The organism is Labrys monachus (genome assembly GCF_030814655.1).
Lineage (GTDB): Bacteria > Pseudomonadota > Alphaproteobacteria > Rhizobiales > Labraceae > Labrys > Labrys monacha.
The window spans coordinates 2569027-2595220 of sequence record NZ_JAUSVK010000001.1; the positions used below are offsets into that span (position 1 = coordinate 2569027).

At 65.8% G+C, this 26194-nt stretch carries 20 protein-coding genes; 6 read left to right on the forward strand and 14 right to left on the reverse strand.

Annotated features, from left to right (window positions below; genetic code table 11):
* Positions 1 to 836: 836 nt before the first annotated feature.
* From J3R73_RS11590 to J3R73_RS11610, 5 genes are all read right to left on the reverse strand, one after another.
* Positions 837 to 1597, reverse strand: a protein-coding gene (locus J3R73_RS11590) for an IS5 family transposase (RefSeq protein WP_307432460.1) whose coding sequence is annotated in 2 segments (ribosomal slippage) — positions 837 to 1282 and positions 1282 to 1597 — 762 coding nt in all. Because the reading frame shifts where the segments join, the coding sequence is not laid out codon by codon here.
* 218 nt (positions 1598 to 1815) lie between these two features.
* Entirely contained in the window at positions 1816 to 2544 is a 729-nt protein-coding gene (locus tag J3R73_RS11595) for a pyrimidine 5'-nucleotidase (RefSeq protein WP_307426602.1), read from the reverse strand.
* 112 nt (positions 2545 to 2656) lie between these two features.
* On the reverse strand, positions 2657 to 3547 hold the full coding sequence (gene argB / locus J3R73_RS11600) for an acetylglutamate kinase (RefSeq protein WP_307426605.1): 891 nt from the start codon (positions 3545 to 3547) through the stop codon (positions 2657 to 2659).
* Between the two features lie 94 nt (positions 3548 to 3641).
* Positions 3642 to 5132 (reverse strand): MDR family MFS transporter, encoded by a 1491-nt coding sequence (locus tag J3R73_RS11605; RefSeq protein ID WP_307426608.1) that lies wholly within the window; start codon positions 5130 to 5132, stop codon positions 3642 to 3644.
* A gap of 361 nt (positions 5133 to 5493) precedes the next feature.
* Positions 5494 to 6750, reverse strand: coding sequence for a cyclopropane fatty acid synthase (locus J3R73_RS11610; RefSeq protein ID WP_307426610.1), 1257 nt, complete (start codon positions 6748 to 6750; stop codon positions 5494 to 5496).
* Between the two features lie 451 nt (positions 6751 to 7201).
* Here J3R73_RS11610 and araD1 point away from each other — a divergent pair, with 451 nt between their 5' ends.
* A complete protein-coding gene (gene araD1 / locus J3R73_RS11615; protein WP_307426611.1) occupies positions 7202 to 8197 on the forward strand; it encodes an AraD1 family protein in 996 nt (331 codons plus the stop codon).
* Positions 8198 to 8254: 57 nt separating this feature from the next.
* Here araD1 and dapE read toward each other — a convergent pair whose 3' ends face one another.
* Both dapE and J3R73_RS11625 read right to left on the reverse strand, forming a co-directional pair.
* Positions 8255 to 9424 (reverse strand): succinyl-diaminopimelate desuccinylase, encoded by a 1170-nt coding sequence (gene dapE / locus J3R73_RS11620; protein ID WP_307426616.1) that lies wholly within the window; start codon positions 9422 to 9424, stop codon positions 8255 to 8257.
* A gap of 93 nt (positions 9425 to 9517) precedes the next feature.
* On the reverse strand, positions 9518 to 10375 hold the full coding sequence (locus J3R73_RS11625) for a 2,3,4,5-tetrahydropyridine-2,6-dicarboxylate N-succinyltransferase (RefSeq protein WP_307426618.1): 858 nt from the start codon (positions 10373 to 10375) through the stop codon (positions 9518 to 9520).
* A gap of 185 nt (positions 10376 to 10560) precedes the next feature.
* On the opposite strand from J3R73_RS11625, the gene J3R73_RS11630 reads away from it, so the two are divergent.
* Together J3R73_RS11630 and J3R73_RS11635 are read left to right on the forward strand one after the other, a co-directional pair.
* Entirely contained in the window at positions 10561 to 11763 is a 1203-nt protein-coding gene (locus J3R73_RS11630) for an MFS transporter (protein ID WP_307426620.1), read from the forward strand.
* A gap of 58 nt (positions 11764 to 11821) precedes the next feature.
* On the forward strand, positions 11822 to 13063 hold the full coding sequence (locus J3R73_RS11635) for an aminopeptidase (RefSeq protein ID WP_307426622.1): 1242 nt from the start codon (positions 11822 to 11824) through the stop codon (positions 13061 to 13063).
* Between the two features lie 111 nt (positions 13064 to 13174).
* On the opposite strand, the gene J3R73_RS11640 is transcribed toward J3R73_RS11635, so the two are convergent.
* Both J3R73_RS11640 and upp read right to left on the reverse strand, forming a co-directional pair.
* Positions 13175 to 16600, reverse strand: coding sequence for a DEAD/DEAH box helicase (locus J3R73_RS11640; protein WP_307426625.1), 3426 nt, complete (start codon positions 16598 to 16600; stop codon positions 13175 to 13177).
* Positions 16601 to 16623: 23 nt separating this feature from the next.
* Complete coding sequence (upp, locus tag J3R73_RS11645) at positions 16624 to 17253, reverse strand: uracil phosphoribosyltransferase (RefSeq protein ID WP_307437287.1); 630 nt, start codon at positions 17251 to 17253, stop codon at positions 16624 to 16626.
* Between the two features lie 237 nt (positions 17254 to 17490).
* Between upp and rpoN the strand changes: the two genes are divergently transcribed.
* From rpoN to J3R73_RS11660, 3 genes are all read left to right on the forward strand, one after another.
* Positions 17491 to 19023, forward strand: coding sequence for an RNA polymerase factor sigma-54 (rpoN, locus tag J3R73_RS11650; protein WP_307426627.1), 1533 nt, complete (start codon positions 17491 to 17493; stop codon positions 19021 to 19023).
* Between the two features lie 60 nt (positions 19024 to 19083).
* Positions 19084 to 19563, forward strand: a complete 480-nt coding sequence (locus J3R73_RS11655; protein ID WP_307426630.1) for an MmcB family DNA repair protein — start codon at positions 19084 to 19086, stop codon at positions 19561 to 19563.
* 419 nt (positions 19564 to 19982) lie between these two features.
* Entirely contained in the window at positions 19983 to 20492 is a 510-nt protein-coding gene (locus J3R73_RS11660; protein ID WP_307426632.1) for an SRPBCC family protein, read from the forward strand.
* 61 nt (positions 20493 to 20553) lie between these two features.
* Here the strand turns inward: J3R73_RS11660 and trmB are convergent, their stop codons facing one another.
* From trmB to J3R73_RS11685, 5 genes are all read right to left on the reverse strand, one after another.
* On the reverse strand, positions 20554 to 21282 hold the full coding sequence (gene trmB / locus J3R73_RS11665; protein WP_370879893.1) for a tRNA (guanosine(46)-N7)-methyltransferase TrmB: 729 nt from the start codon (positions 21280 to 21282) through the stop codon (positions 20554 to 20556).
* Between the two features lie 69 nt (positions 21283 to 21351).
* A complete protein-coding gene (gene metK, locus J3R73_RS11670) occupies positions 21352 to 22548 on the reverse strand; it encodes a methionine adenosyltransferase (protein WP_307426635.1) in 1197 nt (398 codons plus the stop codon).
* A 193-nt stretch (positions 22549 to 22741) separates the two neighbouring features.
* Positions 22742 to 23149 carry a helix-turn-helix domain-containing protein gene (locus tag J3R73_RS11675; protein ID WP_307426638.1) on the reverse strand — a complete coding sequence of 136 codons (408 nt, stop codon included), beginning with the start codon at positions 23147 to 23149 and terminating at the stop codon, positions 22742 to 22744.
* A 231-nt stretch (positions 23150 to 23380) separates the two neighbouring features.
* Complete coding sequence (gene lnt / locus J3R73_RS11680; RefSeq protein ID WP_307426641.1) at positions 23381 to 25003, reverse strand: apolipoprotein N-acyltransferase; 1623 nt, start codon at positions 25001 to 25003, stop codon at positions 23381 to 23383.
* Positions 25000 to 26187: a hemolysin family protein gene (locus tag J3R73_RS11685; protein WP_307426644.1), complete on the reverse strand. Its 1188-nt coding sequence runs from the start codon at positions 26185 to 26187 to the stop codon at positions 25000 to 25002. The genes lnt and J3R73_RS11685 overlap by 4 nt, the downstream gene beginning before the upstream one ends.
* Positions 26188 to 26194 lie beyond the last annotated feature (7 nt).

Consider the following 26194-nt stretch of genomic DNA (forward strand, 5'->3'; position numbering starts at 1 on the left):
GCCTGACGCCTCCCGTCCGTCGCCAGATGCCGTAGGCATCGTTGAACCATGTCAACTCGAAGCCCATGCCGGCGAGGTCCTCAGCCTGAATCATGTCTTGAAACCAGCTTTTCGCATCGGCCGCGATTGAGTCCTGCGTTCTTTTGGCCCACCCGGTGCTGTCGAGTTCAGCATATAGCGATCTCGTCACCACCCCCTTGGCGCGGAGAATGATGGCTGGACTCTCCGAAGAGTAGACTGCGTCGCCGAGGGTCTATATGTATAAATAGATTATATTCCATCTCTTTTGATGTATATATTGCTTTACCGTGTGTAATTTTCACGTATATATTTAATGTATTCATTTACAAAGACCTCGTGACATTCGTTCGGAAGAAGGGAGAATTCTCTAAAATAGGAAATAAAGTCACTTTCCGTCGAGGCCGATTCGTCAGGATCCATAGCCGAATCTAGCACGTCTTAAATAATTAAATCAAATATGATCCAGCGAGGAGTTTTTATAGAAAATAACGATCTGTGCCATAGTCAGTATATAATGCTTTATGCGAGAGGTAATTATAGAAATATTTTGAATAGAGAAAATTTATTGCAACGAAAGATAGTTTTTTTAGTTTATATAATTTTACACTACAAATAATAGATAAGTAGAAGTCGTTCCCTGGCAGTAACATGTATCTTCCGCACAGGAGCGTGATCATGAGAGGCATATCGTGTTGTCGCCGAGCCGTCGGGATTTTCCATAATCCCATGTCGCTTCACGGCGCGAATGTCTCTCGGTGCTCCAGTGCATGAAGAGACGGCCCGCGAACGACATTGGCGCGTCTTAGGTCGTCGACTCATAAATCCTTGAGCCAGATGCGGACGGAGACGAGCTTGAGAGCGGCGAGATAGTTGTCATCGAGCTTGTCGTATCGTGTAGCGATGCGCCGATAGTGCTTGATCTTGTTGAAGAAGCGTTCGACCAGATTTCTCTGGCGATATAGGTATTTGCTGAAGCAGATCGGGTCTTTGCGATTGGCCTTGGGCGGAATGTTGGCCCAGGCTCCCTGTTCGTTGACGCTCTGGCGCAGAGCATTGGCATCATAGCCCTTGTCGGCCAGAAGCATTGCTCCCTTCGGCAGATCACCGATCAGCTCTTGCGCCCGGGCGATGTCGCTTTCCTGGCCGGCGCCGAGGAGGAGGCGGATGGGGCGGCCTTTTTTGTCGACGAGGGCGTGGATCTTGGTGGTGAGGCCACCTCGGGAACGACCCACACATCGATCTCGATCCCCCTTTTTGCCGCCGCACCGTGCTGGTGGACGCGAACGATGGAGCTATCGATCATCTGGACCTGGCCGTCATGGGCCGCGACGATGGCGTCCATCAGTCGGTCCCAGATGCCGGCTTTGCGCCAACGCTGGAAGCGATTGTAGATCGTGGTCACCGGACCGTAGCGTTCGGGCAGATCCGACCAGCGCGCTCCCGAGCGCAGAATCCAGAAGATGCCGTTCAACACACGCCGATCGTCAACACGAGCAACACCCCGCACTTTATTGGGAAGGTGAGGCTTGATCGCCTCCCATTCCTTGTCCGTCAGATCGAAGCGACCCATGCTCAAACTCCAAAAGGAGCTTGAATCACACTGAAATCAGATTGAAAACCCTCAAATTTTATGAGTTTTCAACCTAGCCGGCCCGCCGTGAGCATGAGGTCAACCTGACCAGGCCACATGCCGACCCGGAAGGCTTGCCCGCATTAGAAGAAAGGCCCCGCGATGTTCTTCGTTTTGCTCTCCTGACGGGTACCCCTGCGGTCGTTGGGGCCCATGCGCCACGCCTATGCCGCGAGCGCTTCGGCCAGCCTGTCCACGAAAGCCGGCAGATCGTCGGTGACGTAGTCGACATGCGGCTCGTAGCGGCCCTGCAGTTCCCAGTCTTCGCGCAGGATGTCGCCGGGCGCGTGCGGTACGACGAGGATGGTGCGCATGCCGCGGGCATGCGGCACGATCAGGTTGCGGGACAGATCCTCGAACATGGCGGCGCGGGAGGGGTCGACGCCGTGCTGGCCGAAGAAGCGGTCATAGGTCTCGACGGCGGGCTTGGGCAGGTAGTCCGCCGCGACGATGTCGAAGACATCCCCGAAATGCTCGGTGATCTCCAGCTTGCGCACGATGTTCAGCGCGTGGTTCACGGTGCCCGAGGTGAAGATCAGCTTGCGGCCGGGCAGCGCCCGCAATGCGGTGCCGAGCAGGGGATCGGCCTCGATCCGGGAATGGTCGATATCATGGGCGAAGTCGAGGAATCCGGCCGGGTCCAGCCCTTCATCCACCATCAGCCCGCGCAGCGACGTGCCGTAGCGCTGGTAGTAGTATTTCTGCAGGGCCCGCGCCGTGAGGCCGTCGACGCCGTAGTAATCGGCGATCCAGGTGGTGATGCGGTTGTCGACCTGTTCCCACAGATTGGCATGATGCGGATAGAGGGTGTTGTCGAGGTCGAACACCCAGGTGTCGACCGCGCCGAAATCGGCGGCCAGCTTCTCTCTCGTCGAAAACAGGATCTGGTCCATCGCCATTCTCTACCACGGCATGGGCAATATCGAACCGCAATCTTAAGAATGTGTCATTCCGGATGCGATGCGGCCCGCCGCGGCGGGCCGCATCGGCGCGCGGGCGGGACGGTCAGCGCCGGATGAGCGTGCCCGCGCCGTGATTGGTCATCAGTTCCAGCAGCACCGCATGGGGGACCTTGCCGTCCATGATGACCACCGCCTCGACGCCCCGCTCCAGGGCGTAGATGCAGGTCTCCACCTTCGGGATCATGCCGCCCGTGATGGTGCCGTCGGCGATCAGCCGGCGGATGCCCTCCACGTCGATCTCCGTGATGAGGTTCTTGTCCTTGTCGAGGATGCCCGGCACATCCGTCAGCAGCAGGAGGCGTGTCGCGCCCAGGGCGCCGGCGATCGCCCCGGCGAAGGTATCGGCGTTGACGTTGAACGTCCCGCCGTCGGCCGATGCCGCCACCGGCGCCAGCACAGGGATGATGTCCGAGCGGATGATCTGGTCGAGCACGGTGGTATCGACCTTGTCGGGCTCGCCGACGAAGCCGAGATCGATCACCTTCTCGATCGCCGAATCCGGGTCGTGGATCGTGCGCGTCGCCTTCTTGGCGATGACCATGCGGCCGTCCTTGCCGGACAGGCCGACGGCGCGCCCGCCCTCGGCGTTGATGAAGCCGACGAGCTGCTTGTTGATCGATCCCGCCAGCACCATCTCCACCACTTCGACGCTGGCCGCGTCGGTGATGCGGTAGCCGGCGGCGAATTCGGACTTGATGCCGAGCCGCTGGAGCATTTCCGAGATCTGAGGCCCGCCGCCGTGCACCACCACCGGATTGATGCCGGCCTGCTCGAGCAGCACGATATCGCGGGCGAAATCGCGCGCGACCTGCTCGTCGCCCATGGCGTGGCCGCCATATTTGATCACGATGATGGAGTCGTCGTGCTGCTGCATGTAGGGCAGCGCTTCGGAAAGGATCGCGGCCTTGTCGTGGACGCTGAGATTGGGGCTCATGGGCTTCGGCTTCCGGAAAAGGGACGGACGGGGTTCTACAGCAGTCTGCACGGATGAAAAGAGCTGATTGACGGAGGGTTCTACCCCGGGTGCGTTATTCCAGCGCGACCGGGGCAGCGCCGATCCTGGTCCGCAACGGGCGCTCCTCCATCATGACCAGGCTGTAGAGCGTGACGAGGATGCCCGCCGTCGCGCTGATGAACACCCAGCGGAAGACCATGCCGATGTCGAAGCCGCCCGCCGCCAGCACCGGCGCGAGCGTATCCATGGTCACCGTCGCCGCCTTGTCGGCGGGAACGCTGCCCATGACGATGGCGCCGAAGCCGGCGACGATGATCGCCCCGCCGAGCGAGCGGAAGAAGTTCATGGCGCCCGTCGCCGTGCCCATCTGGTGCGGCATCACCGCGTTCTGGATGGCGACGGTGGTGACGGGCAGCAGCGTGCCGATGCCGGTGCTGGCGGCGGCGAGCAGGATTTCGAAGACGACGAGCGGCAGGCCCTGCGGGACGGCGGCGACGGTGGCGAGGGTGATCGCCGCGACGGACAGGCCGATCGTGGGCGTGCGCTTGTAATGGATCATCCGGGCCATGAGGCGCCCTGAGAACGTCGCGCCTGCCACCGTGCCGACCATCAGCGGGATCAGCGCGAGACCGGACTGGCTGGCCGTGAGGCCATAGACGCCCTGGAGGTAGATCGGCGTGTAGATGGTGAGGCCGATGAAGACTCCCATGCCGAAACAGGCGGCGGCGGTGCCCATCGAGACGACGGGATTGGCGAGCACCTCGGCGGGGATCAGCGGCTCGGGCGCCTTCATCAGGCGGACGACGAAGGCGATCCAGAACAGGATGGAGAAGCCGATGAGGCCGAGGATCGGCGCGGACGTCCAGGCGTAGCGCGGACCGCCGAGGCTCAGGGCCAGCAGCAGGGCGACGGTGGCGAGGATCATCAGGAAAGCGCCGAGGAAATCGAGCCTGTGCGGGCGCTCGTGGCGGGGCAGCTTCTTCAGCAGGGAATTGGTCATGGCGAAGGCGAGCAGGCCGAGCGGCAGGTTGATCCAGAAGATCGCCGACCAGTGCAGCTTTTCCGCCATGAAGCCGCCGAGGATCGGCCCGGCGATGCTGGAGGTGACGAAGACGCCGGCGATGTAGCCTTGGTAGCGCGGCCGGTCCCGGGGCGAGACGATGTCGGCGATGATGGTCTGTGCCAGCGAGATCAGCCCGCCGCCGCCGAGCCCCTGCACGGCGCGCGCCAGGATCAGCACCAGCATGCTCGGGGCGAGCGCGCAGGCGGCCGAACCGATCACGAAGATGGCGATCGCGACCAGCAGGGTGACGCGCCGGCCGGCGATGTCGGACATCTTGCCGTAGAGGGGCGTCACCGCCGTCGAGGTGAGGAGATAGGTCGTGACGATCCAGGGCAGGTTGGCGAAATCGCCGAGTTCCCGCCCGATCGTCGGCATGGCCGTTGCGACGATGGTCTGGTCCAGGGCGGCGAGCAGCATCGCGACGAGCACGCCGACGATGATCGAGCGCACTTCATGAGGGCTCAATGGAGCCTTGCCCGGCGCCGATTCTGGTGGGGTCATCAGGCTTGTCCGAAAGGAATGTAAAGGCCGAAGCCCGGGAAAGTCGAATGCGGCAGCGGAACGGACGTGAATGATTGTCCCATTCAAAGGCGAGGATGGCCTGGGTCGTCCCCGTGAGCCGCAAGGGAAGCGGCGGAATCCGGGATGCGAGGCGACGTCCCGGCCCATGGATCCCCGCCTGACCGCTGCGCGGCTCGCAGGGGAGGCGGGACACGTCCCAGATTCCCGGCCGATAGGGAGGTCCGTCCCTTCGTTCAGAGCGATAGAGAACGGGCGGCGGCGCGTCCGCCACCGGCTCCATGCGAAACCCAGCCGCGCCAGGCAGTCTCCACGAAAATGTGGCGCGGTGCGGGCGGCAGGCTCACTCCGCGGCTTGTCGGGCCGGGGCCGGCACGGGCGTGAGATCGAGGGGGAGCCTGCGCTCGGCCTCGCCGATATAGTCGCGCGTCAGGGGCACCGTACCCAGCGATTTCGCCACCTGGATCTGGAAGACCATGTGGCCGCCCCAGCGGAAGGTCGCTTCCGAGGAGGCGAGATAGAGCTCCCACATGCGGCAGAACCTGTCGTCATAGAGGGCGCGGATCTGGTCGCGATTGTTGTTGAAGCGCTCGCGCCAATGCCTGAGCGTCTCGGCATAATGCAGGCGCAGGATCTCGACGTCGGTGACGATCAGGCCGGCGCGCTCGATCGCCGGCAGCACCTCCGACAAGGCCGGCGAATAGCCGCCGGGGAAGATATATTTCTGGATCCAAGGATTGGTGGCGCCCGGCCCGTCGGACCGTCCGATGGCGTGGATGAGCGCCACGCCCTTTTCCGTCAGCATGTCCGCGATCTTGCGGAAATAGGCGTCGAAATGATTGACGCCGACATGCTCGAACATGCCCACGGAGACGATACGGTCGTAGCGGCGGCTTTCGTGGCGATAGTCGACCAGTTCGAAGCGGACCCGGTCGGCGATGCCGGCCGCCCGGGCGCGGGCGTTGGAAACCTTGTGCTGCTCTTCCGACAGCGTGATGCCCGTGACGTTCGCCTTGGTGACGTTGGCGATGTACAGGCCCATGCCGCCCCAGCCCGAGCCGATGTCGAGCACCGTGACGCCCGGCTCCAGCAGGAGCTTGGCCGCGATATGGCGCTTCTTGTAGGCCTGGGCCTCCTCGAGGGTGACATCCAGGTCGGGGAAATACGCGCAGCTATATTGCCGGTCGCTGTCGAGGAAGAGGTCGAACAGTTCGTCCTTCAGGTCGTAATGATGGGCGACGTTGTTCTTCGACTTGCCGGCAGGATTGTATTGAGCCAGGCGGCGACTCAGCTTGCGTCCGAACGCGGCGAAGCGGCTGAGCGGCCCGATATCCGTCGACCACCCGATATTCTGCATGAAGAGGGCGACCATGTCGTAGACATCGCCGCTCTCGATCGCGACGCGTCCGTCCATGAAGGCTTCGCCGACCTCCAGCTCCGGATTGGTGAGGAGCTTCCACGCCGTCGCCTTGTCCTTGATCCGGATCGCGCTGACGAAGCCCCCGCCCGGCCCATAGGCATGCGTCCTGCCGTCGGGATCAATGATGGTCAGCGCACCCTTCTTGATCAGGCGCTTCAACATCGTATCGAGAATAAACATCTGTAAAACCCTGAAAGACCCGTAATGCTGGAGCCTGTTCCGCCGCTTTCATCGCGCTCTGTCACGCACGCGCTGGGACGGCAGTTGGTTGCGGGCTGGCAGATTCGACACGGTCCGTTCCCAAATTGAACGCAATTTTGCCTGCAATGCAACGTCTTTTCCGCATGGGACAGATAAAACGGCTCGTGCACGGGGCGCGGCGACGCCGAATACATGGCGCCCATGCGATAGCTCCGCTCCGGCTGCTGTTCCTTTGCGCGGACCACCATGGCGTCACGGAACTCGCATATTCCATAACTTGATGACAACTCGCCGGATGGCGGGCTGTTCGAGCATCCGATTGTTGACGAATGATGGCGGCCGAGGCCATCACGAAGGCGTGGTTTGCCGTTGCGCCACGCCGAATGCCTTCTATGATGTCGCCGCAATAATTGTCTGAGGAATGTTCAAGGTGTCCGCTCCGTTTCGTCTCGCCCAGATCCGCCGTGAGGACGGCCGCGCTGTCGTGGCCACGATCGACAATATCTGCCGCCTCGTGCGCGGCGTGACGACCGTGCTCGAACTGGCCCAGGCGGCCATCGCCGCCGGCAGGACGCTGCGGGAGGAGGTCGAAGCCCGCGGCTTCGATGCGCCGGTCGATCTCGGGGCCATCCTGGCTGCCGGCAACGTGCTCTCGCCGATCGATCATCCCGATCCGAGCCATGTCATGGTCGCGGGGACCGGCCTCACCCATCTCGGCAGCGCCGAAGGGCGCGACAAGATGCACAAGGATCTCGCCGATCTCTCGAAGCTCACCGATTCCATGAAGATGTTCCGGCTCGGCCTCGAAAGCGGCCGTCCGGCGCCGGGCGAGGAGGGCGTCGCACCGGAATGGTTCTACAAGGGCGATGGGGCGACCCTCGTGCCGCCGCAGGGCGTGCTGCCGTCGCCCTCCTTCGCGCTCGATGCGGGCGAGGAGCCTGAATTGGCCGGCATCTACGTCAACGGTCCCGACGGGCAGCCCTGGCGCCTCGGCTTCGCGCTCGGCAACGAATTCTCCGACCACGTCACGGAGCGGCAGAACTATCTCTATCTCGCCCATTCGAAGCTGCGGGTGTCGGCGATCGGCCCGGAACTGCTGGTCGGCGACCTGCCCGCCGATGTCCGCGGCACCTCGCGCATCCTGCGCGACGGTACGGTCATCTGGGAAAAGCCCTTCCTCACCGGCGAGGCCAACATGTCCCACACCATCGCCAATCTGGAGGGGCATCACTTCAAATACGGCCTCTTCCGCCGCCCGGGAGACGTCAACGTCCATTATTTCGGCACGGCGACGCTGAGCGTCTCCGACGGCATCGTCACGCGCGAAGGCGACACTTTCGAGATTTCATCCGAGCCCTTCGGCCTGCCGCTCGTCAACAGCATCGGCCGCGCCGCCGCACCCTGGCCCGTGGTGAAGGCGTTGTAGTCTTCCCGGGACCGCGGGCTTCCAGCCTGCCTCTTTCTGGAAGCCCGGTCCCGGAATTCACGAAAAATACTGCTCCAGCAGGCGCTGATAGATGCGCGCCAGGCTTTCCAGCTCGATGATCGCCACCCTCTCGTCGACCTGGTGCATGGTCTTGCCGACGAGGCCGAATTCCACCACCGGGCAGACGTCCTTGATGAAGCGCGCGTCCGAGGTGCCGCCGGATGTGGACAGCGCCGGCCGCCTGCCTGTCTCCGCCTCGATCGAGCGGACGATGGCGTCGACGAAGGGGCCGGGCTCGGTCAGGAAGGCCTCCGACGCGCTCCGCTCGAAGGCGAGCGAATAGGAAACGAGGTTGCCCGCCGCGGCGTCGAGCCGCGAGCGGATATGCTCCTCGAGGCTGGCGCGATTCCACAAATCGTTGAAGCGGATATTGAAGGTCGCCCGGATCTCGGCGGGGATGACGTTGAAGGCCTTGTTGCCGGTGTCGATCGATATGATTTCGAGGTTCGAGGCGTCGAAATGGGCGGTGCCCCGGTCGAGCTCGCCCTCCGTCAGGGCCGCGAGCAGGCGCACCATCTGCGGCACCGGATTGTTGGCGAGGTGCGGATAGGCCACATGGCCCTGCTTGCCGTGCACCACCAGCGTGCCCGACAGCGAGCCGCGCCGGCCGATCTTCACCATGTCGCCGAGCTGGGCCGGATTGGTCGGCTCGCCCAGGATGCAATGGCCGATGCGATCCCCCTTCGCGACGGCCCAGTCGAGCAGCTTGACCGTGCCGTTGATGGCCGGCCCTTCCTCGTCGCCGGTGATCAGGAAGGCGATCGGGTCGTCGGGATGGGCAGCCAGATGACGCAGGCTGGCGGCAACCGAGGCGGCGACGCCGCCCTTCATGTCGACGGCGCCGCGTCCGAACAACTCGCCGTCGACGATGGCGCCGGAAAACGGCCCCTGGCTCCAGCGGCCTTCGTCGCCGGGGGGCACCACGTCGGTGTGTCCGGCGAACATCAGCGCGGGCCGGTCGGCGGCGCCGATGCGCGCATAGAGGTTGGCGACGTCGGGGGTGCCCTCGTCGCTGAAGGTGACGAGATGGGTCTCGAAGCCGGCCTGCCGCAGCACCTCGGCGAGGAGATGCAGCGCTCCGCCTTCCGCAGGGGTAACCGAGGGGCAGCGAATCAGGGCCTGGGTGAGGGCGACGGGATCGTGGGGATCGAAGGCAAGCTCGGTCATGTCGCCGTCCTGGACTGCGGGCGCCGGCCCGCTCGTGGAACGCGTCGCTTTCGACGCAGGGAGGCGGACGGGACGTCCGCGGTCCCAGCGATCTCAGTCGCGGAGCAATTCGTTGATGCTGGTCTTGGAACGGGTCTGGGCGTCGACCGTCTTGACGATGACGGCGCAATAGAGCGAGGGCCCCGGGCGCCCGTCCGGCAGCGGCTTGCCGGGCAGGGTGCCGGGCACGACCACCGAGAACGGCGGCACATAGCCCTTGTGCGTCGCGCCGGTGTTGCGGTCGATGATCGTGGTGGAGGCGCTGATGAACACGCCCATCGACAGCACCGAGCCGCGCCCGATGACGACGCCTTCGACCACTTCGGAACGGGCCCCGATGAAGCAGTCGTCCTCGATGATGACCGGATTGGCCTGCAGCGGCTCGAGCACGCCGCCGATGCCGACCCCGCCCGACAGATGGACGTTGCGGCCGATCTGGGCGCAGGAGCCCACCGTCACCCAGGTATCGACCATGGAACCCGAAGCGACATGGGCGCCGAGATTGACGAAAGAAGGCATCAGCACCACGCCTGGCGCGATATAGGCCGAATGGCGCACGATGCAGTTGGGCACGGCGCGGAAGCCGGCATGGCGGAACTCGGTGGTGCTCCAGTCGTCGAACTTCGAGGGCACCTTGTCCCACCAGAAGGTGCCGCCCGGGCCGCCGGGGATGGTCGTCATGTCGTTGAGGCGGAAGGAAAGCAGGATCGCCTTCTTCAGCCATTGATGCGTGATCCACTTGTCCTTGCCCGTGGCGTCCTCGAGCGGTTCGGCGACGCGCAGCTTGCCCTCGTCGAGCAGGCCGAGCGAGAAATTCACCGCGGCCCGGATTTCGCCCTTGGTCTCGAAATTGCACTGGGCGCGGTCTTCCCAGGCGGCGTCGATGACGGTCTGCAGGCGGGCGATGTCCATGATGCGTCCTCAAGATGATCCGGCCGCACATGCCGCGCGGGCCGCATCCTGTCAAGCACCACGCGCATCCGGAGCTTGACGGCGCACGCGCCGCCCCCTAATAGGCCGCCATCGTAAGCGTTCACGTCAATCAACGCGCCACACGGGTTGTCCTCGCGGCAGCCCTTTGATCCTATGGCGCTTCCATGACTGAACTCGACAAACCCGTCATTGCGGCTCCCGCGTCCAATCCGGTGACGGCGCTCGTCCCGCTCATCGCCATCGTCTTCTTCGGCTTCCTGGCCATCGGCATCCCGCTGCCGGTCATTCCGGTCGAGGTGCATGACGTCCTCGGCTTCAGCCCGGTCACGGCCGGCTGGGCCGTCGGCATCCAGTCCCTCGCGACGGTGCTCACGCGCCAGGCCGCGGGCCGGATCTGCGACATGTCCGGGCCGCGGACCGCCGTGCTGGCCGGCTTGCCGCTCGCCTCGCTGGCGGGGGTCTTCTATCTCGTCGCCGCAGCCTTCGCCGACCCTCTCGTCCATCTCGCCTTCCTCTTCGTCGGCCGGCTCGTCCTGGGCGTGGCCGAAAGCCTGTTCCTCACCGGTGCGATGGCGTGGGGCATCGTGCGAGTCGGGCCGGCCCATACCGGCAAGGTCATGGCCTGGCAGGGTATCGCCATCTATGCCGCGGTGGGGATCGGCGCTCCCCTCGGCATCGAGGCGATGGTACGCTGGCAGTTCGCCGGCGCCGCGCTGTCGACCGTGCTGCTGCCCCTGGCAGGCGTGCTCGTCGCCCTGGCCTTGCCGAGGCCGGCCCTGCTGCACCATTCCGCGGAGCGCGTGCCGTTCTACCGGGTGGTCGGGCTGATCTGGCGGCACGGCCTCGCCATGTCGCTGGCCACCGCGCCCTTCGCGGCCCTGGCCGCCTTCGTCGCCCTCTATTATGCCTCGCGCGGCTGGACAGGGGCGGGCTACCCGGTCATGGGCTTCGGCGCCGGCTACATCGTCATGCGCCTGTTCTTCGCCGGCCTGCCCGACCGCATGGGGGGAGCCCGTGTCGCCGCGATGTCCCTGCCGCTCGAATGCGTCGGCCAGCTCGTGCTCTTCGCGGCGCCGGGAAGCTTCGTGGCGTTTCTCGGTGCCGTCCTCACCGGCGTCGGCTTCTCGCTGGTCTTCCCCGCCATGGGCGTCGAGGCTGTCCGCCGGGTGCCGGCCCACAGCCGCGGCCTCGCCGTCGGCGGCTTCGTCGCCTTCTTCGACGTCGCGCTCGGCCTCACCGGCCCGGCGGCGGGGCTGCTGGCGAGCGGCTTCGGCTACAGGGCGATCTTCCTCGGCGGCGCGCTGTGCTCGGCACTGGCCTTGGCGATGGCCTGCGCCTTCGCCCTGCCGGCCCGACAAAAGGCTTGACGGCCCGGCCCATCATTGATGCTGTGCGCCCGTCGTTTCAGCCGATTTGAGGTCTTCAATGTCCAGTTCCAGCCAGCGCCACGCCGAGCGCCTCGATAAATTCGCGCAGGTGGCCGTCAAGGTCGGCCTCGGGCTCGTTCCCGGGCAGGAACTGGTGATGACCGCCTCCGTCGAGGCGCTGCCGCTGGTGCGCCGCATCACCGAGCATGCCTACAAGGCGGGCGCCAGCCTCGTCACCACGCTGTTCTCGGACGAGGAATCGACCCTCGCCCGCTACCGCTTCGCGCCCGACGGCAGTTTCGACACCGCCTCGGCCTGGCTGTACGAGGGCATGGCGACGGCGTTCCGCAACGGCGCCGCCCGCCTCGCCATCGCCGGCGAGGATCCCTCGCTGCTCGCCGGGCAGGACCCGGCCAAGGTCTCGCGCGCCAACCGCGCCCGCTCGGCCGCCTATCAGCCGGCCCTCAAGCTGATCGCCGGCTTCGACATCAACTGGAACATCGTGTCCTTCGCTTCGCCCGCCTGGGCCAAGGCGGTGTTCCCCGGCGAGCCGGAAGAGGTCGCCGTCGCGAAATTGTGGGACGCGATCTTCGCCGCCTCGCGCATCGACGAGGACGATCCCGTCGCCGCCTGGGCCCGCCACAATGACGATCTCCACGCCCGTGCCGCCCATCTCAACGCCAAGCGCTACGCCTCGCTGCGCTTCACGGGCCCGGGCACCGACCTCACCGTCGGCCTCGCCGACGACCATGAGTGGCACGGCGGCTCCTCCCGCGCCAAGAACGGCATCGTCTGCAACCCGAACATCCCGACCGAGGAGGTCTTCACCACGCCGCATCGCGACCGCGTCAGCGGCCATGTCGCCGCCACCAAGCCGCTGTCCTATCAGGGCACGCTGATCGACCGCATCTCCGTGCGCTTCGAGGGCGGCAGGATCGTCGAGGCAGACGCCGCCAGTGGCAAGGACGTGCTCGCCAAGGTGCTCGAGACCGACGAGGGCGCCCGTCATCTCGGCGAGGTGGCGCTGGTGCCCTATTCCTCCCCGATCTCGAAGAGCGGGCTGCTGTTCTACAACACCCTGTTCGACGAGAACGCCGCCTGCCACATCGCGCTCGGGCAATCCTACAGCCAGTGCTTCCTCAATGGCGGCTCGCTGACGCCGGAGGAACTGGCTGCCCGCGGTGCCAACAACAGCCTCATCCATATCGACTGGATGATCGGCTCCAACCAGATCGACATCGACGGCCTCGCCGCCGACGGCAGCGCCGAGCCGGTGATGCGCAAGGGCGAGTGGGTGTGAGCTTTCCCTCCGGGGCGTGACGGCGAAAGGGGCGATCGGTGACCGCCCCTTCGCATGGCGGCGGATCGGCGTGTCGATCACCGATCGACAGGGGCCGCGGCGATCGCCCTCCTATCCGAACAGCGCGTCGATATCGGCTTCCGTGAGGTCCAGCGCGGTGCCGCCGCTGGGATCGAGGATGCCGCTGGCGAGCGCGGCCTTGCGCGTCTTGAGGATCTCGATCTTTTCCTCGACCGTATTCTCGGCGATCAGCTTGTGCACGAACACCGTCTTGGTCTGGCCGATGCGATGGGCGCGGTCGGTCGCCTGCGCCTCGACGGCCGGATTCCACCAGGGGTCGTAGTGGATGACGGTGTCGGCGGCCGTCAGGTTGAGGCCGCTGCCGCCCGCCTTCAGGCTGATGAGGAAGAGCGGGACCTTGCCTTTCTGGAACTGGTCGATCGGCCCCCGGCGGTCGCGGGTGTCGCCGGTCAGCAGGACATAGGGGATCTCGGCTTTCGCCAGCTCGGCTTCGATCAGCGCCAGCATCGAGGTGAACTGCGAGAACAAAAGGATCCGGCGCCCGGCATCGATGAGGGTGGGCAGCATCTCGACGAGGCGGTCGAGCTTGGCCGAGCGGGCTTTTCCGGCGGGCGCCTTCGCCATCTTCACCAGGCGCGGATCGCAGCAGACCTGCCGCAATTTGAGAAGCGCGTCGAGGATGATGATGGTCGAGCGCTTCAGTCCCTGGGTGGCGATCGCCTCGCGCACGCGCTCATGCATCGCCAGGCGGACGCTTTCGTAGAGCGTGCGCTGCGGGCCTTCGAAGGTGACGATCTCCGGCATCTCGTTCTTCGGCGGGAGATCGGCGGCCACCTCCGCCTTCGTGCGGCGCAGCATGAAGGGCTTGATGCGGCGGGTCAGCTCGGCCAGGCGCGCGGTATCGCCCTTTTTCTCGATGGGTGTGCGGTAGGCGCGGGTGAACCCCGTCTTGTCGCCGAGATAGCCGGGCGCCAGCACGTTGAAGAGCGACCACAATTCGCCCAGATGATTCTCGATCGGCGTGCCGGTCAGGGCGATCTTCTGGCCTGCACCGAGGCTCGCGACGAGCTTGGTCGTCACCGCCTCCGGGTTCTTGATCATCTGCGCTTCGTCGAAGACGATCAGCGACCAGTCGACGGCTTTCAGGGTTTCGTGGTCGCGCGAGATCAGCGGATAGGTCGACAGCACCAGATCGGATGCGCCGATGCGTTCGAAATTCTTGGCCCGGTCGAGGCCGTGCAGGGAGAGGAGGCGCAGGGACGGCGCGAAATGGGCGGCCTCGCGCTCCCAATTGCCGACGACGCTGGTCGGGCAGACCAGGAGGGCCGGGCGGCTCAGCCTGCCGGCGGCCTTCTCGTGCAGCAGGTGCGCCAGGGTCTGGACGGTCTTGCCCAGGCCCATGTCGTCGGCGAGGAGGCCGCCGAATCCGGACCGGGCGAGGAACTGCAGCCAGTCGACGCCGCGCGCCTGATAGGGGCGCAAGGTCGCTTGCAGCGCCGGCGGCGGGGGAAGAGCCGGAATCCGGCCGAATTCCCGCAGGCTGCGGCCCATGATGCGCAGGGCCTCGCCGCCTTTCCACACGAGGCTGGCGCCGGCGGCGGCTTCGAGCGCGGAGAGATCGGCCAGGTCGTAGCGGCCCAGCCGCAGCTTCCCGTCGGCCGGGTCGTAGCGGCCGGCGCCGAACAGCGCCGCGAGATTTTCAAGGACGGGCCGGATCGTGGCGATCGGGATCGGCAGGTAGCGCGTCTCGTCGAGCCGGAGTATCAACGAAGCGTCCGCCGACATCTCGTCGAAGCTCGCGAGCGCCCCTCCGCCGATCAGTCGGGCGATCACGGGCACGAGGTCGAGGCGCTCGTCGCCGACGAGGGTTCCGAGCCTCAGCTCGATCCAGTCGATGCCGCTGCCTTCCTCGATGTCGGCGAAGAGGGCGCCGGAATGGGGGAGGAGCTGGAAGGGGAAGGTGTCGGAGACATCGACAAGCCAGCCTTCGGCGCGCAACTCGGGCACGATCCGGTTCATGACGTCCAGCCAGTCGTCGTCGGTCTGGCAGGCCAGCGCCTGGGCATGGTCGCCCGAGATCGGACGAAAGCCGCGCTCCGACAGCGGCCGGAGCGGGGTCTGGCGACGGATTCTTTCGAGGACCTTGGTTTCGCGCTCCCGCTTGCGGCGCAGGACATGCAGGACGCCGTCGATCGTCGTGACGATCTCGGTGCGCGCATCGCCGGGTGTCACGTCGACCGGGCCGTAGCGAAACGAGATCTGGGCCATCGCGAGCTCGACGGCCGCGAGGTGGGACGCCTCCCAATAGTGGAAGCCCGGCTTGGCAGAAGCCTTGAACAGGCGGAGCGCCGGCTGCAGCTTGGCCTCGAGCGCCCGCGGCGGCGTCAGCAGGCGCGGGGCCGGGAGAGGAATGGCGCGCGGGCGCTGGTCGAGCTGGCTCGAGACGAGCCGTGCCTGCCTGAAATCGAGCGGGGGCGCATCGAGGAACGTCTCGATCAGCGCGGCGCTGTCGATCCCCGCCACGCCGACCGGATGGAAGGTTCCGGCAGCCGGATCGATCAGGACGGGAGGGGCGAGCTTGGCCAGCCACACGGCCTCGTCCGCCGCCTCCGGCTTGAGCAGGACGGGATACTGGTCGCCCTGCGGGGAGATCTCCCAGGCGAGGCGGGATTCGACCTGCGGCCCCTCGCGCAGCACGGGCCCGTTCACCTCGTCGAGGCGCAGGCGTCCCGTCTGTGCCGCCATGCGCAGGATGTCGAAGCCGGCAGGGCCCGAGAGCCGCACCGTATTGCTGCCGCGATCCAGGTCGCCGGCGTGCCGCAGACGCCTCAGCACTTCATGGTCGACGGTCCTCAGATAGCGGGGGGCATTGACGGGCGAAACGTCGAGATTGGCCTTGGCGACCTTGGCCGAGAAGCTGCCATCGGCCTTGAGCATGGTGACGGAGGGTATGATGCCGATCTGCGGCATGCCGACGGATCGGACCGGCGGCGCCGCCTGCAGCACATAGATCAGCCGATGCTTGACGCCTTCGTCATAGATTTCGGAGCCGGTCGACTGCGCCCGGTCGAGCTGGGTGAGCCATTGCGCGATGGCGGGCGTGATCTCGACGGAAGGTGCCCTCGCATGCGGCGCGGCCTTCTCCGCCATGCGCGGCGACGGCTGGGCCGCTGCCGCGGGGGCCTGCGCGGGCCCCTCCTTGCGCTGCTCCAGGATGTGGAGCAGCGTCGCCCCGACATGCTTGCAATTGTAGCTCATCGGGCAGGTGCAGTGGCCCGCGATCTTGGGCTCGCCGCCGCCGGCCTTGGCGACGAAGCCGATCCTCACGCCGTAGGGTTGTGGTGCCGTACCCCTGACCCGGGCGGTGAACAGGCCCTTGTCGCCGAGCCAGGCGACATCGCTGACCACCTTCAGGCGCAGGAGACCCTCGGCCTTGGCGAGCGTCGCTCGCGACAGCGACTGCTCGACGGCTCTCCGCGTGAAGGGAAGCTGTTCCGGCCAATCTGCAGAGGTCATTATCTTCGGCGACGCAGCCGTTCCTATTTCGTGCCGTAGATGCGGTCGCCGGCATCGCCGAGCCCCGGTACGATATAGCCGTGCTCGTTGAGGTGGCTGTCGATCGCCGCGGTCCAGATCGCAACGTCCGGATGGGACTTGCGCAGGCGTTCGATCCCCTCCGGCGCGGCCAGAAGGCAGACGAAGCGGATGTCCTTCACCCCCCGCGCCTTGAGGTGATCGATGGCGGCGACCGCAGAATTGGCGGTCGCCAGCATGGGATCCAGCACGATGACGAGGCGATCGGCGACATCCGGGGGCGCCTTGAAGTAATATTCCACCGCCTTGAGCGTCTCGGGGTCGCGATAGATGCCGATATGGGCAACGCGCGCGGACGGTACGAGGTCCAGCATGCCTTCCAGAAAGCCTTCGCCGGCACGCAGGATCGGCGCGAGCACCAGCTTCTTGCCGGCGACGCGCGGCGCCATCATGGTGGTGAGCGGTGTCTCGATCTCGACCATCTCCAAAGGCAGGTCGCGGGTGACCTCGTAGCAGAGCAGCCGGCCGACTTCGTTGAGCAGTTGACGAAAGCCCTTCGTCGAGCGCTTCTTGTCACGCATCAGCGTGAGCTTGTGCTGCACCAGCGGGTGGTCGACGACGGTGACGCCTTCCATCGGGATCTCCTTCACGATTGCCCCTCCTTCCTAGACGATTTCCGGCGCCCGGTAAGGCGTCAAACCAAAACCGTCCACGCCTTTGTCTCCGCGTCCGGGAGATCGGAGCGGCGCGGCGGCGGAATATGCGACATTTTGCGCCACGCGAGATAAAAAGATGGCGTGAAACTTGCTTTGGCCGGCCGCCCATGCAGGATGCTGGCAATGATGTTTAGACCATCCTGAACTGGCTTCCGTATGGCGTTGTCGCAAAGGCTCGAGTTCCGCCAGACGCAATCCCTGGTGATGACGCCGCAGTTGATGCAGGCGATCAAGCTTCTCCAGCTTTCCAATCTCGATCTGACGACCTATGTCGAGGCGGAACTCGAGCGCAACCCCGTGCTCGATCGCGCCGACAGCGATGGGGTTGCCGCCGATGAACCCCCCGCCGCTCTTTCGGCCGATCCCGCCGAGGGGGACTGGCTGCGCGAGGACATGGCGCCGTCGCGCCAGGCGCTGGAGGAAGGGCTCGGCACCGATCTCGACAACGTCTTTCCCGACGAGCGGCCGCCGGAACGGGTGGAGGCGCCGGCGGCGATCGAGCAGGCGGCCGGCAGCGATCCCTATGTGTCGTCCTGGTCGAATATCGGCGCCGGCGGACATGGCGGCGAGGACGACGTCAATTTCGAGGGACTGACGGCGGCCGAGACGTCGCTGGCGGATCACCTGGAAACCCAGCTGATGCTGGCGGTCGAGGACCCGCGGCTCCGCATGATCGGCCATTTCATCATCGATATGATCGACGAAACCGGCTATTTCGCCGGCAACCTCGACGAGATCGCCGAGCGCCTGGACGCCGAGCCGGCCGATGTCGAGGCCGTGCTCGCCGTCGTGCAGGGCTTCGATCCTTCCGGCGTCGGCGCGCGCTCGCTGAAGGAATGCCTGGCGATCCAGCTTGGCGAACGCGACAGGCTGGACCCGGCGATGGCCGCGCTGCTGGAGCATCTCGATCTGGTGGCCAAGCGCAACATTCCCGCCTTGCGCCGGGTGTGCGGCGTCGACGAGGAGGACGTCGCCGAGATGATCGCCGAGTTGCGGGCGCTGACGCCCAAGCCCGGCCTTGCCTTCGGCTCCGCGCCGATCCAGCCCGTGGTGCCCGACGTCCTGCTGCGGTCGGCTCCCGACGGAACCTGGCTCGTCGAGCTCAATGCGGACACCCTGCCGCGCGTGCTCGTCAACCAGGCCTATTACGCCCGGGTCGCCCGCAATGTCCGCAACGACGCCGACAAGGTCTTCCTCGCCGAGGCCTTGCAGACGGCCAACTGGCTGACGCGCAGCCTCGAGCAGCGCGCGCGGACCATCCTGAAGGTCGCCACCGAGATCGTGCGCCAGCAGGACGCCTTCTTCGCCCTCGGCATCCAATATCTGCGCCCGCTCAATCTCAAGATCGTCGCGGACGCGATCGGCATGCACGAATCGACCGTCTCGCGCGTGACCGCCAACAAATTCATCGCCTCGGCGCGCGGGTTGTTCGAGCTCAAATATTTCTTCACCGCCTCGATCGGCAGCTCCGACCGGGGCGGGGAAGCCCATTCGGCGGAAGCGGTGCGCCATCGCATCCGCCAGATGATCGATGCGGAGGCGCCGAACGACATCCTCTCCGACGACACCATCGTCAAGCTCCTGCGCGAGGCCGGCGTCGACATCGCCCGGCGCACGGTGGCCAAATATCGCGAATCCATGCGCATCGCCTCCTCGGTCGAAAGGCGGCGCGAGAAAGCGCGGCGATGAAGACGGTGGCCGGCGTCGTGGATCGGCGCCCTCCGCCGCCGGTCCGTTCGGAGTGAGGCCATGGCTCTGCCGGTTCTTCCCGTCGACGGCCGCCAGTCCGCCGCAGCCCTCGCCATCCAGCGCGGCACGGGCCGGCTGCTGCGCCAATATGGCGTGGCGCCGATACCCGAGGTGACGCTGCCCAATGGGCGCCGGGCCGATCTCCTCGCCATCGGCCGCAAGGGCGAGATCTGGATCGTCGAGATCAAGTCCTCCGTCGCCGATTTCCAGGTCGACCGCAAATGGCCGGACTACCTGGCCTGCTGCGACAGGCTCTTCTTCGCCGTCGGCCCCGATTTCCCGCTCGATCTCCTGCCGCAGGAAGCTGGATGGATCGTGGCGGACGCCTATGGCGGCACCATGCTCCGCGAGGCGCCCGAACAGCGCCTGGCGGCTCCGATGCGCAAGGCGATGACGCTGCTGATCGCCCGTCTGGCCGCCGGGAGGCTGCACCAGGCGATGGATCCCGACGGGGCGCTGGGCTTCGACTTCGAGGCGTGAGCCGCAAGCCGACGGAGAGAGTGATCACCCAGGCTCATCACATATCTAATTTCTCAAGGAGTCTTGCCCTGGGGCTGCTGGAAATGGTCTAAAAGGCTGTTTGAAGTTGCCCGGTCATTCCCCGGTGGGTGCGGCGCGGGAAGGGCTCCCGTGCCGCGGGGCGCGTCCCGGCCTCGGGATTGGGGCCTTCGCGGCTCGCCGGCGATGGCGGAAGCTTGGATGGCTGCGGTTTTCAAACAGACTGTAAGATGATAGGCGGACATTAGAGGAAAATCGCGCTTTCCTGGAATCGCAATTTTCCTCTAACCCATTGTTTTAACGCATTTTCCTAATCGAAAAGTCTAGCCACTTTTCTGGAAAATGCTCTAGAGTGCGCCCGACCGCCGGCCGAGGCATGCGGGGCAGGAGGATATGCTTCCATGGATATGAGTGGCTCGCAGCGCATTGAGGCGCCGCGTGAAAAGGTGTGGGAAGGCCTGAACGATCCCGAGATTCTCAAGCAGTGCATTCCCGGCTGCGAAGCGATCGAGATGACGTCGCCGACGGAGATGACCGCCAAGGCCGTTCTCAAGATCGGCCCGGTCAAGGCGACGTTCGCGGGGAAGGTGACGCTTTCGGATCTCGATCCGCCCAACGGCTATACCATCACCGGTGAGGGGCAGGGCGGCGTCGCCGGCTTCGCCAAGGGCAGCGCGTCGGTGCGCCTGGAAGCGGACGGCGACGAGGCGACCATTCTGCATTATGCCGCCAAGGCCGATGTCGGCGGCAAGATCGCCCAATTGGGCGCGCGCCTGATCGACGGCACGGCGAAGAAGCTGGCCGGCGATTTCTTCGAGAAGTTCGGCCAGGCCGTCGCGCCGAAGCCCGTCGACGAGAATGCCCCGCCCGAGCCCGAGAAGAAGGGCTGGTTCGGCCTCAAGAAGAGCTGATAGCTCGGGCGCGGACGTCCTTCCGGTCCCTGGATCGGGCACCGATGGCGGCCCGCGCCCGTCATACCCGCCTGAAGGTGAAATAGGCGCCGCGCCGGCCCTCCCGCAGCGCCTTGGCCTCGTAGCGCGTCGAGCGCCAGCCCTCCCACGGCGTCAGCCAGTCGGCCTGGCGCTCGGCGGTCCACACGAAATCGGCGGAGCGCGCCACGCGCGCGAGCGCATAGGCGGCGTAGTCGTCGATGTCTGTGGCAAAGCGCAGTTCCGCGCCGGGCTTGAGGATGCGGGCGAGCCGCGCCAGCATCTCCTCGCCGAGGAAGCGGCGCTTGCGGTGGCGGCGCTTGGGCCAGGGATCGGGATAGAGCAGATAGAGCCGGTCGATCGAGGCCGGCGGCAGCCATTCGACCACGCGCTTGGCGTCCTCGTCCCACAGCCGCACATTGGCGAGGCCGTTCTGCTCGATCTGTGCCAGCATTTTGGCGGTGCCGTTGACATAGGCCTCGCAGCCGATGAAGCCGACATCCGGGTTCTCGCCGGCGCGCTGCGTCAGGTGCTCGCCGCCGCCGAAGCCGATCTCGAGCCAGACCTGGCGGATGTCGACAGGAAACAGCGCATGCAGGTCGGCAGGCGCCGGCCTGTCGAGATCCAGCCGCAGATCCGGCAGGGAAGCCGCCATCAGCCCGGCATGGCCGGGGCGCAGGGTCTTGCCTTTGCGGCGGCCGAAAAAGGCGCCGTGACCCCGTGGCGGTGCTCCTTCGCGGTCCGCCTTCTCGTCTTCATTCTCGCCGGTCACGAGAGCTCCATAGAAAAAGCCTTTCCCGGAGGCGGGAAAGGCTTCTGATCGCAGGAAACGGAGAAAAAGTTAAGCGCGCACGGCCTTCCTGATGGCATCGGCGAGATCCGTCTTCTCCCAGGAGAAGCCGCCGTCGCGGGCCGACTTGCGGCCGAAATGACCATAGGCCGAGGTGCGCGCATAGATCGGCTTGTTGAGGTTGAGATGCTCGCGGATGCCGCGCGGCGTCAGGCTCATCACCCCCCGCAGCGCTTCCTCGACCTTGGTCTCGTCGACCGTGCCGGTGCCGTGCAGGTCGACATAGATGGCGAGCGGCTCGGAAACGCCGATGGCGTAGGCGAGCTGGATGGTGCAGCGGTCGGCGATCTTAGCGGCGACGACGTTCTTGGCGAGGTAGCGGGCGGCATAGGCGGCCGAGCGGTCGACCTTGGTCGGGTCCTTGCCGGAGAAGGCGCCGCCGCCATGCGGCGCGGCGCCGCCATAGGTGTCGACGATGATCTTGCGGCCGGTGAGGCCGCAGTCGCCGTCCGGCCCGCCGATGACGAACTTGCCGGTCGGATTGACGTGCCAGACCGTCTCCTCCGTGACCCAGCCCTCGGGCAGCGTCTTGCGGATATAGGGCTCGACCAGCTTGCGGATGTCGCCGGAGGTCAGCGTTTCGTCGAGATGCTGGGTCGACAGCACGATCTGGGTGACGCCGACGGGCTTGCCGCCTTCATATTTCACGGTCACCTGGCTCTTGGCATCGGGGCCGAGCATGCCGAGTTCGCCGGACTTGCGGGCCTTGGTGATGTCTTCGAGGATCTTGTGGGCGTAGTAGATCGGCGCAGGCATCAATTCCGGCGTCTCGCGGCAGGCATAGCCGAACATGATGCCCTGGTCGCCGGCGCCTTCGTCCTTGTTGCCGGAGATGTCGACGCCCTGCGCGATATCCGCCGACTGGGCGTGCAGCAGCACCTCGACCTTGGCCTTCTTCCAGTGAAAGCCTTCCTGCTCATAGCCGATGGCCTTGATGGCGCGGCGCGCAGCGCTCTTGACCTTGCCCTTGGTGATGGAGGCGGGGCCGCGGGTCTCGCCGGCGATCACCACGCGATTGGTGGTCGCCAGCGTCTCGCAGGCCACGCGAACCTGGCTCGGATCCATACCCGCCTTCGCGGCTTCGCGGTAGAACAGGTCGACGATCTCGTCGGAAATGCGATCGCACACCTTGTCGGGATGGCCTTCAGCGACGGACTCGCTGGTGAAAAGGTAATCGGAACGAGACACGAAGGATTCTCCACGGCATAACGAAAGCTTGATATGCCTTCGTTTTGGCGAGGGGATGCTCCGCCGTCAAGCGGCAAATCGTACGTTTTGTTCGTTTAAAGGAACGCCGTGGCGGTTTGGCGCGGGTCGCGGAGGCATGCTGCGCCCGCGGCGGGGGCAGCATGCCTGGTCTCGCTCGGCTGGCGCGAACCGCTCAGGCCGCATCCTCGTGGCTGAGGGTCGATACGAGGTCGACGACCCGGCGGCGCACCTTCGGATCCTTGATCCGCGCGAAGGCCTTGTTGAGCTGCAGGCCTTCGGTGGTCGAAAGGAACTCGATCACCTGGGAGGTGTCGCCCTCGTCGGACGCCCCTATGCGCCCGGCCGCTTCCGCCGGAAGTCCCTCGAAGAAGAAGGAAATCGCCACGCCCAGGATCGAGGCGATCTGCTGCAGGCGGCTGGCGCCGATACGGTTGGTGCCCTTCTCGTATTTCTGTACCTGCTGGAACGTCAGGCCGAGCGCTTCGCCCAGCTTTTCCTGGCTCATGCCGGTCAAAACGCGGCGAATACGAACCCGGCCTCCGACATGCTGATCAATGGGGTTAGGTACTTTTTTGATCATAAAATGTACTCCCGTCCACGTCCAAGTTATTGAAAAATATGACAACTATTGTCGAAACCAACCATGTCCAAAAAGTGGCGGAATCACGACAGTGCAAACACACAATTGTGAAGCCATGGTCTTGCTCGCGAGGACGCCGTTTGCGCGTTTTATTGCTGAAATGCGCGTCAAAATAGAATCTTGTAACGCCTCACGATACGGCGGCACCATAATCAATCCAGACGTGTGCTTTCAAGCCTCGGTTTGCGGGGCGCGGCGAAAACACACAGCGCAGATTGTGGCGATCAGAAACAGTATAGCAATAATTGTATTGCCGGCTTTGGCGAAGGCCGTCGGCGCCAGCGCGGCGGGCAGGCGCGAATCGAGGACGCCGCTGGTGCCGAGGGGCAGGCGAGCCAACACGCGGCCGACGGGGTCGATCACGGCCGAGATGCCGTCATTGCCGGCTCGCACCAGCGGCAGTCCTTCCTCGACGGCGCGCGCCCGGGCCTGGACGAAATGCTGATAGGGGCCCGGCGTGAGGCCGAACCAGCCATCGTTGGTGACGTTGAGCAGCCAGCCCGGGCGGTGGGCGGCATCGATCGCCGCATCGGGAAAGATCGCCTCGTAGCAGACGAGGACCCCGACGGGCGGCGCATTGGGGATGTCGAGCGTGCGCAGGCCGGGACCGGGCGTGAAGCCGCCGCGCTGCTCGGTCAGCTGCCGCAGGCCGATCGATTCGAGAAACGACTGGAACGGCAGATATTCGCCGAACGGAACGAGGTGGACCTTGTCGTAATTGCCGATGATGGTGCCGGTGGCATCGATGACGTGGAGGGAATTGTAATACAGCACCGGCCCGTCGTCGGTGGTGGGCTGTTCGGCCCGGCCCGCGCCGGTCAGCAGGACGGCATTCGGCTTGAGCAGGTCGCCCAGCACCGCGAGCGCGTCCGGGTCGCTCGACAACAGGAAGGGAAAGGCGGATTCCGGCCAGATCAGGTCGGTGACCTTCGCCATGCCGTCGGCGCCGTCGGCGGTCGGCTGGCGCGACAGCGCGAGATATTGCGTGAGGATCTGGTTGCGCAGGCTCGGGTTGAACTTGTCGTTCTGCGGCACGTTCGGCTGCATGATCCTGAGCTGCACCTTGTCGACGAAGCTTGTCGGCGTCCCGGCGAGGCGCCAGGCGCCGAAGCCCGCCATGGCGAGGAGCAGGGCGAGGGCCAGGGCCGGCCAGCGCCAGCCGCCGCGCCCGGCCATCAGCGCCGGGCTGGCGAACAGGAGGAGGGTGATCAGCGTCAGGCCGTAGATGCCGACGAGGGAAAGGCTCTGGGCGAGATGGATCTCGCTCGCCAGCGCATAGCCGAACAGGTTCCAGGGAAAGCCGGTGAGGACATGGCCCCGGAGCCATTCGGCGCCGGCGAGCGCCACGGCGAAGGCGGCGATGCGCCCCGGCCCGGGCGACCACAGCAGGCGCGCCAGCGCGAAGGCGAGGGCCGTGAACAAGGCGAGGCCAGCCGGCAGCATCACCACGGCGAAAGGCATCAGCCAGGCGAACTGGTCGGCGTCGACGAGGAAGGCACTGCCGATCCACCACAGGCCCGCGAGGAAATAGCCCAAGCCGAACAGCCAGCCGAGCCCGGCCGCCGCGGCGGCGTCCCGCAGCGCGAAGCCCCGCGTCCGGCCTGTCGCGTCCGGCGGCCCGTCGAGAGCCAGCCCGTCGAGAAGCCATACCGCCACCGGCAGGCTGATCGCCAGCACCGGGAAGAGGTCGAACGGCGCCATCGCCAGCGCTGCCAGCGCGCCGGCGGCGAAGGCCAGCCCGGCCCGGCGCCAGCCGCGCAGCGTCGCGACGCCGGTCGAGAGCCGTGTGATCACGTCGCCCCGTCGGTGCCGGTCCGGCCGGGGCGCAGGGCGTCGTCCAGCGGGAGATCGCCCGGGGCCGCCGCCGCCGCCTCGGGCGCGTCGTCGCGGGAGACGGCGGCGGGCCGCGTGCCGTCCTCGGCTTCCCGGGGCGCGGGGAGGAGGAGGACGGCGTTGTTCGCAAGCCGGCGGTCTTCCCGCATCCTCGGCGCGCTGTTGCCGGTCGTATGGATGCGGACCCGCTTCACCCTGCGCGGATCGGCGTCGAGGATCTCGAATTCGAGCGCGCCCGGGCCCTGCATGATCTCGCCGCGGACCGGCACGCGGCCGGCCATCGTGACCAGCAAGCCGCCGAGCGTATCCACATCCGCCTCGATGTCCTCGATATGCATGTCGACGCCGATGGTGCGGGCGATATCGTCGAGGTCGGCCCGGGCATCGGCGGTGAAGGTGCCGTCGCCCGAGGCGACGATCATGTCGGCCTCGTCCTCGTCATGCTCGTCCTCGATGTCGCCGATCACGATCTCGACGATGTCCTCCATCGAGACCAGCCCGTCGGTGCCGCCATATTCATCGATGACCAAGGCAAGCTGCGTGCGCATCGTCTGCATCTTGGCGAGAAGATCGATGGCGGGCATGGAGGGCGGCACGAACAGCACGTCCCGTATCAGCGATTTGACGGAACTGAGCGGCGTCGTCAGCGTGATGTTGCCGAGCGCCAGGGGCGGCACGTCCTTCGCCGCCTCGCCGTTGCGGCCCTTGCGGCTCCGGCGGGCTGCGATGGCGGCCCGGGAGGCGAGCCACGCCACGAAGTCGCGGATATGCACCATGCCGCGCGGGTCGTCGAGCGTCTCGTTGTAGACCGGCAGGCGCGAATGGCCGGCGGTCTGGAACACCTTGAGCAACTCGGCGAGGGAGATGTCCAGCGGCACCGCCACGATGTCGGCGCGCGGCACCATCACGTCGTCGACCCTCTTGCCGCGCAGGCTGAGGATGTTCTTCAGCATCGCCCGCTCCTCGGGCGAAAAGCCGGAATCCTCGTTGGCGCGCGAATCCTCCAGCGCGTCGGCGAGGTCTTCGCGGATGGAGGGATGGGACTTGATGCCCAGCGCCAGCTTGATGCGCTCGAACAGCCCCTCGCCGTGGTTTTCCTGGAGGGCGGCCGAGCCGCCCGGACTTCGATCGTTGTTGTCGGACATGGCCTTC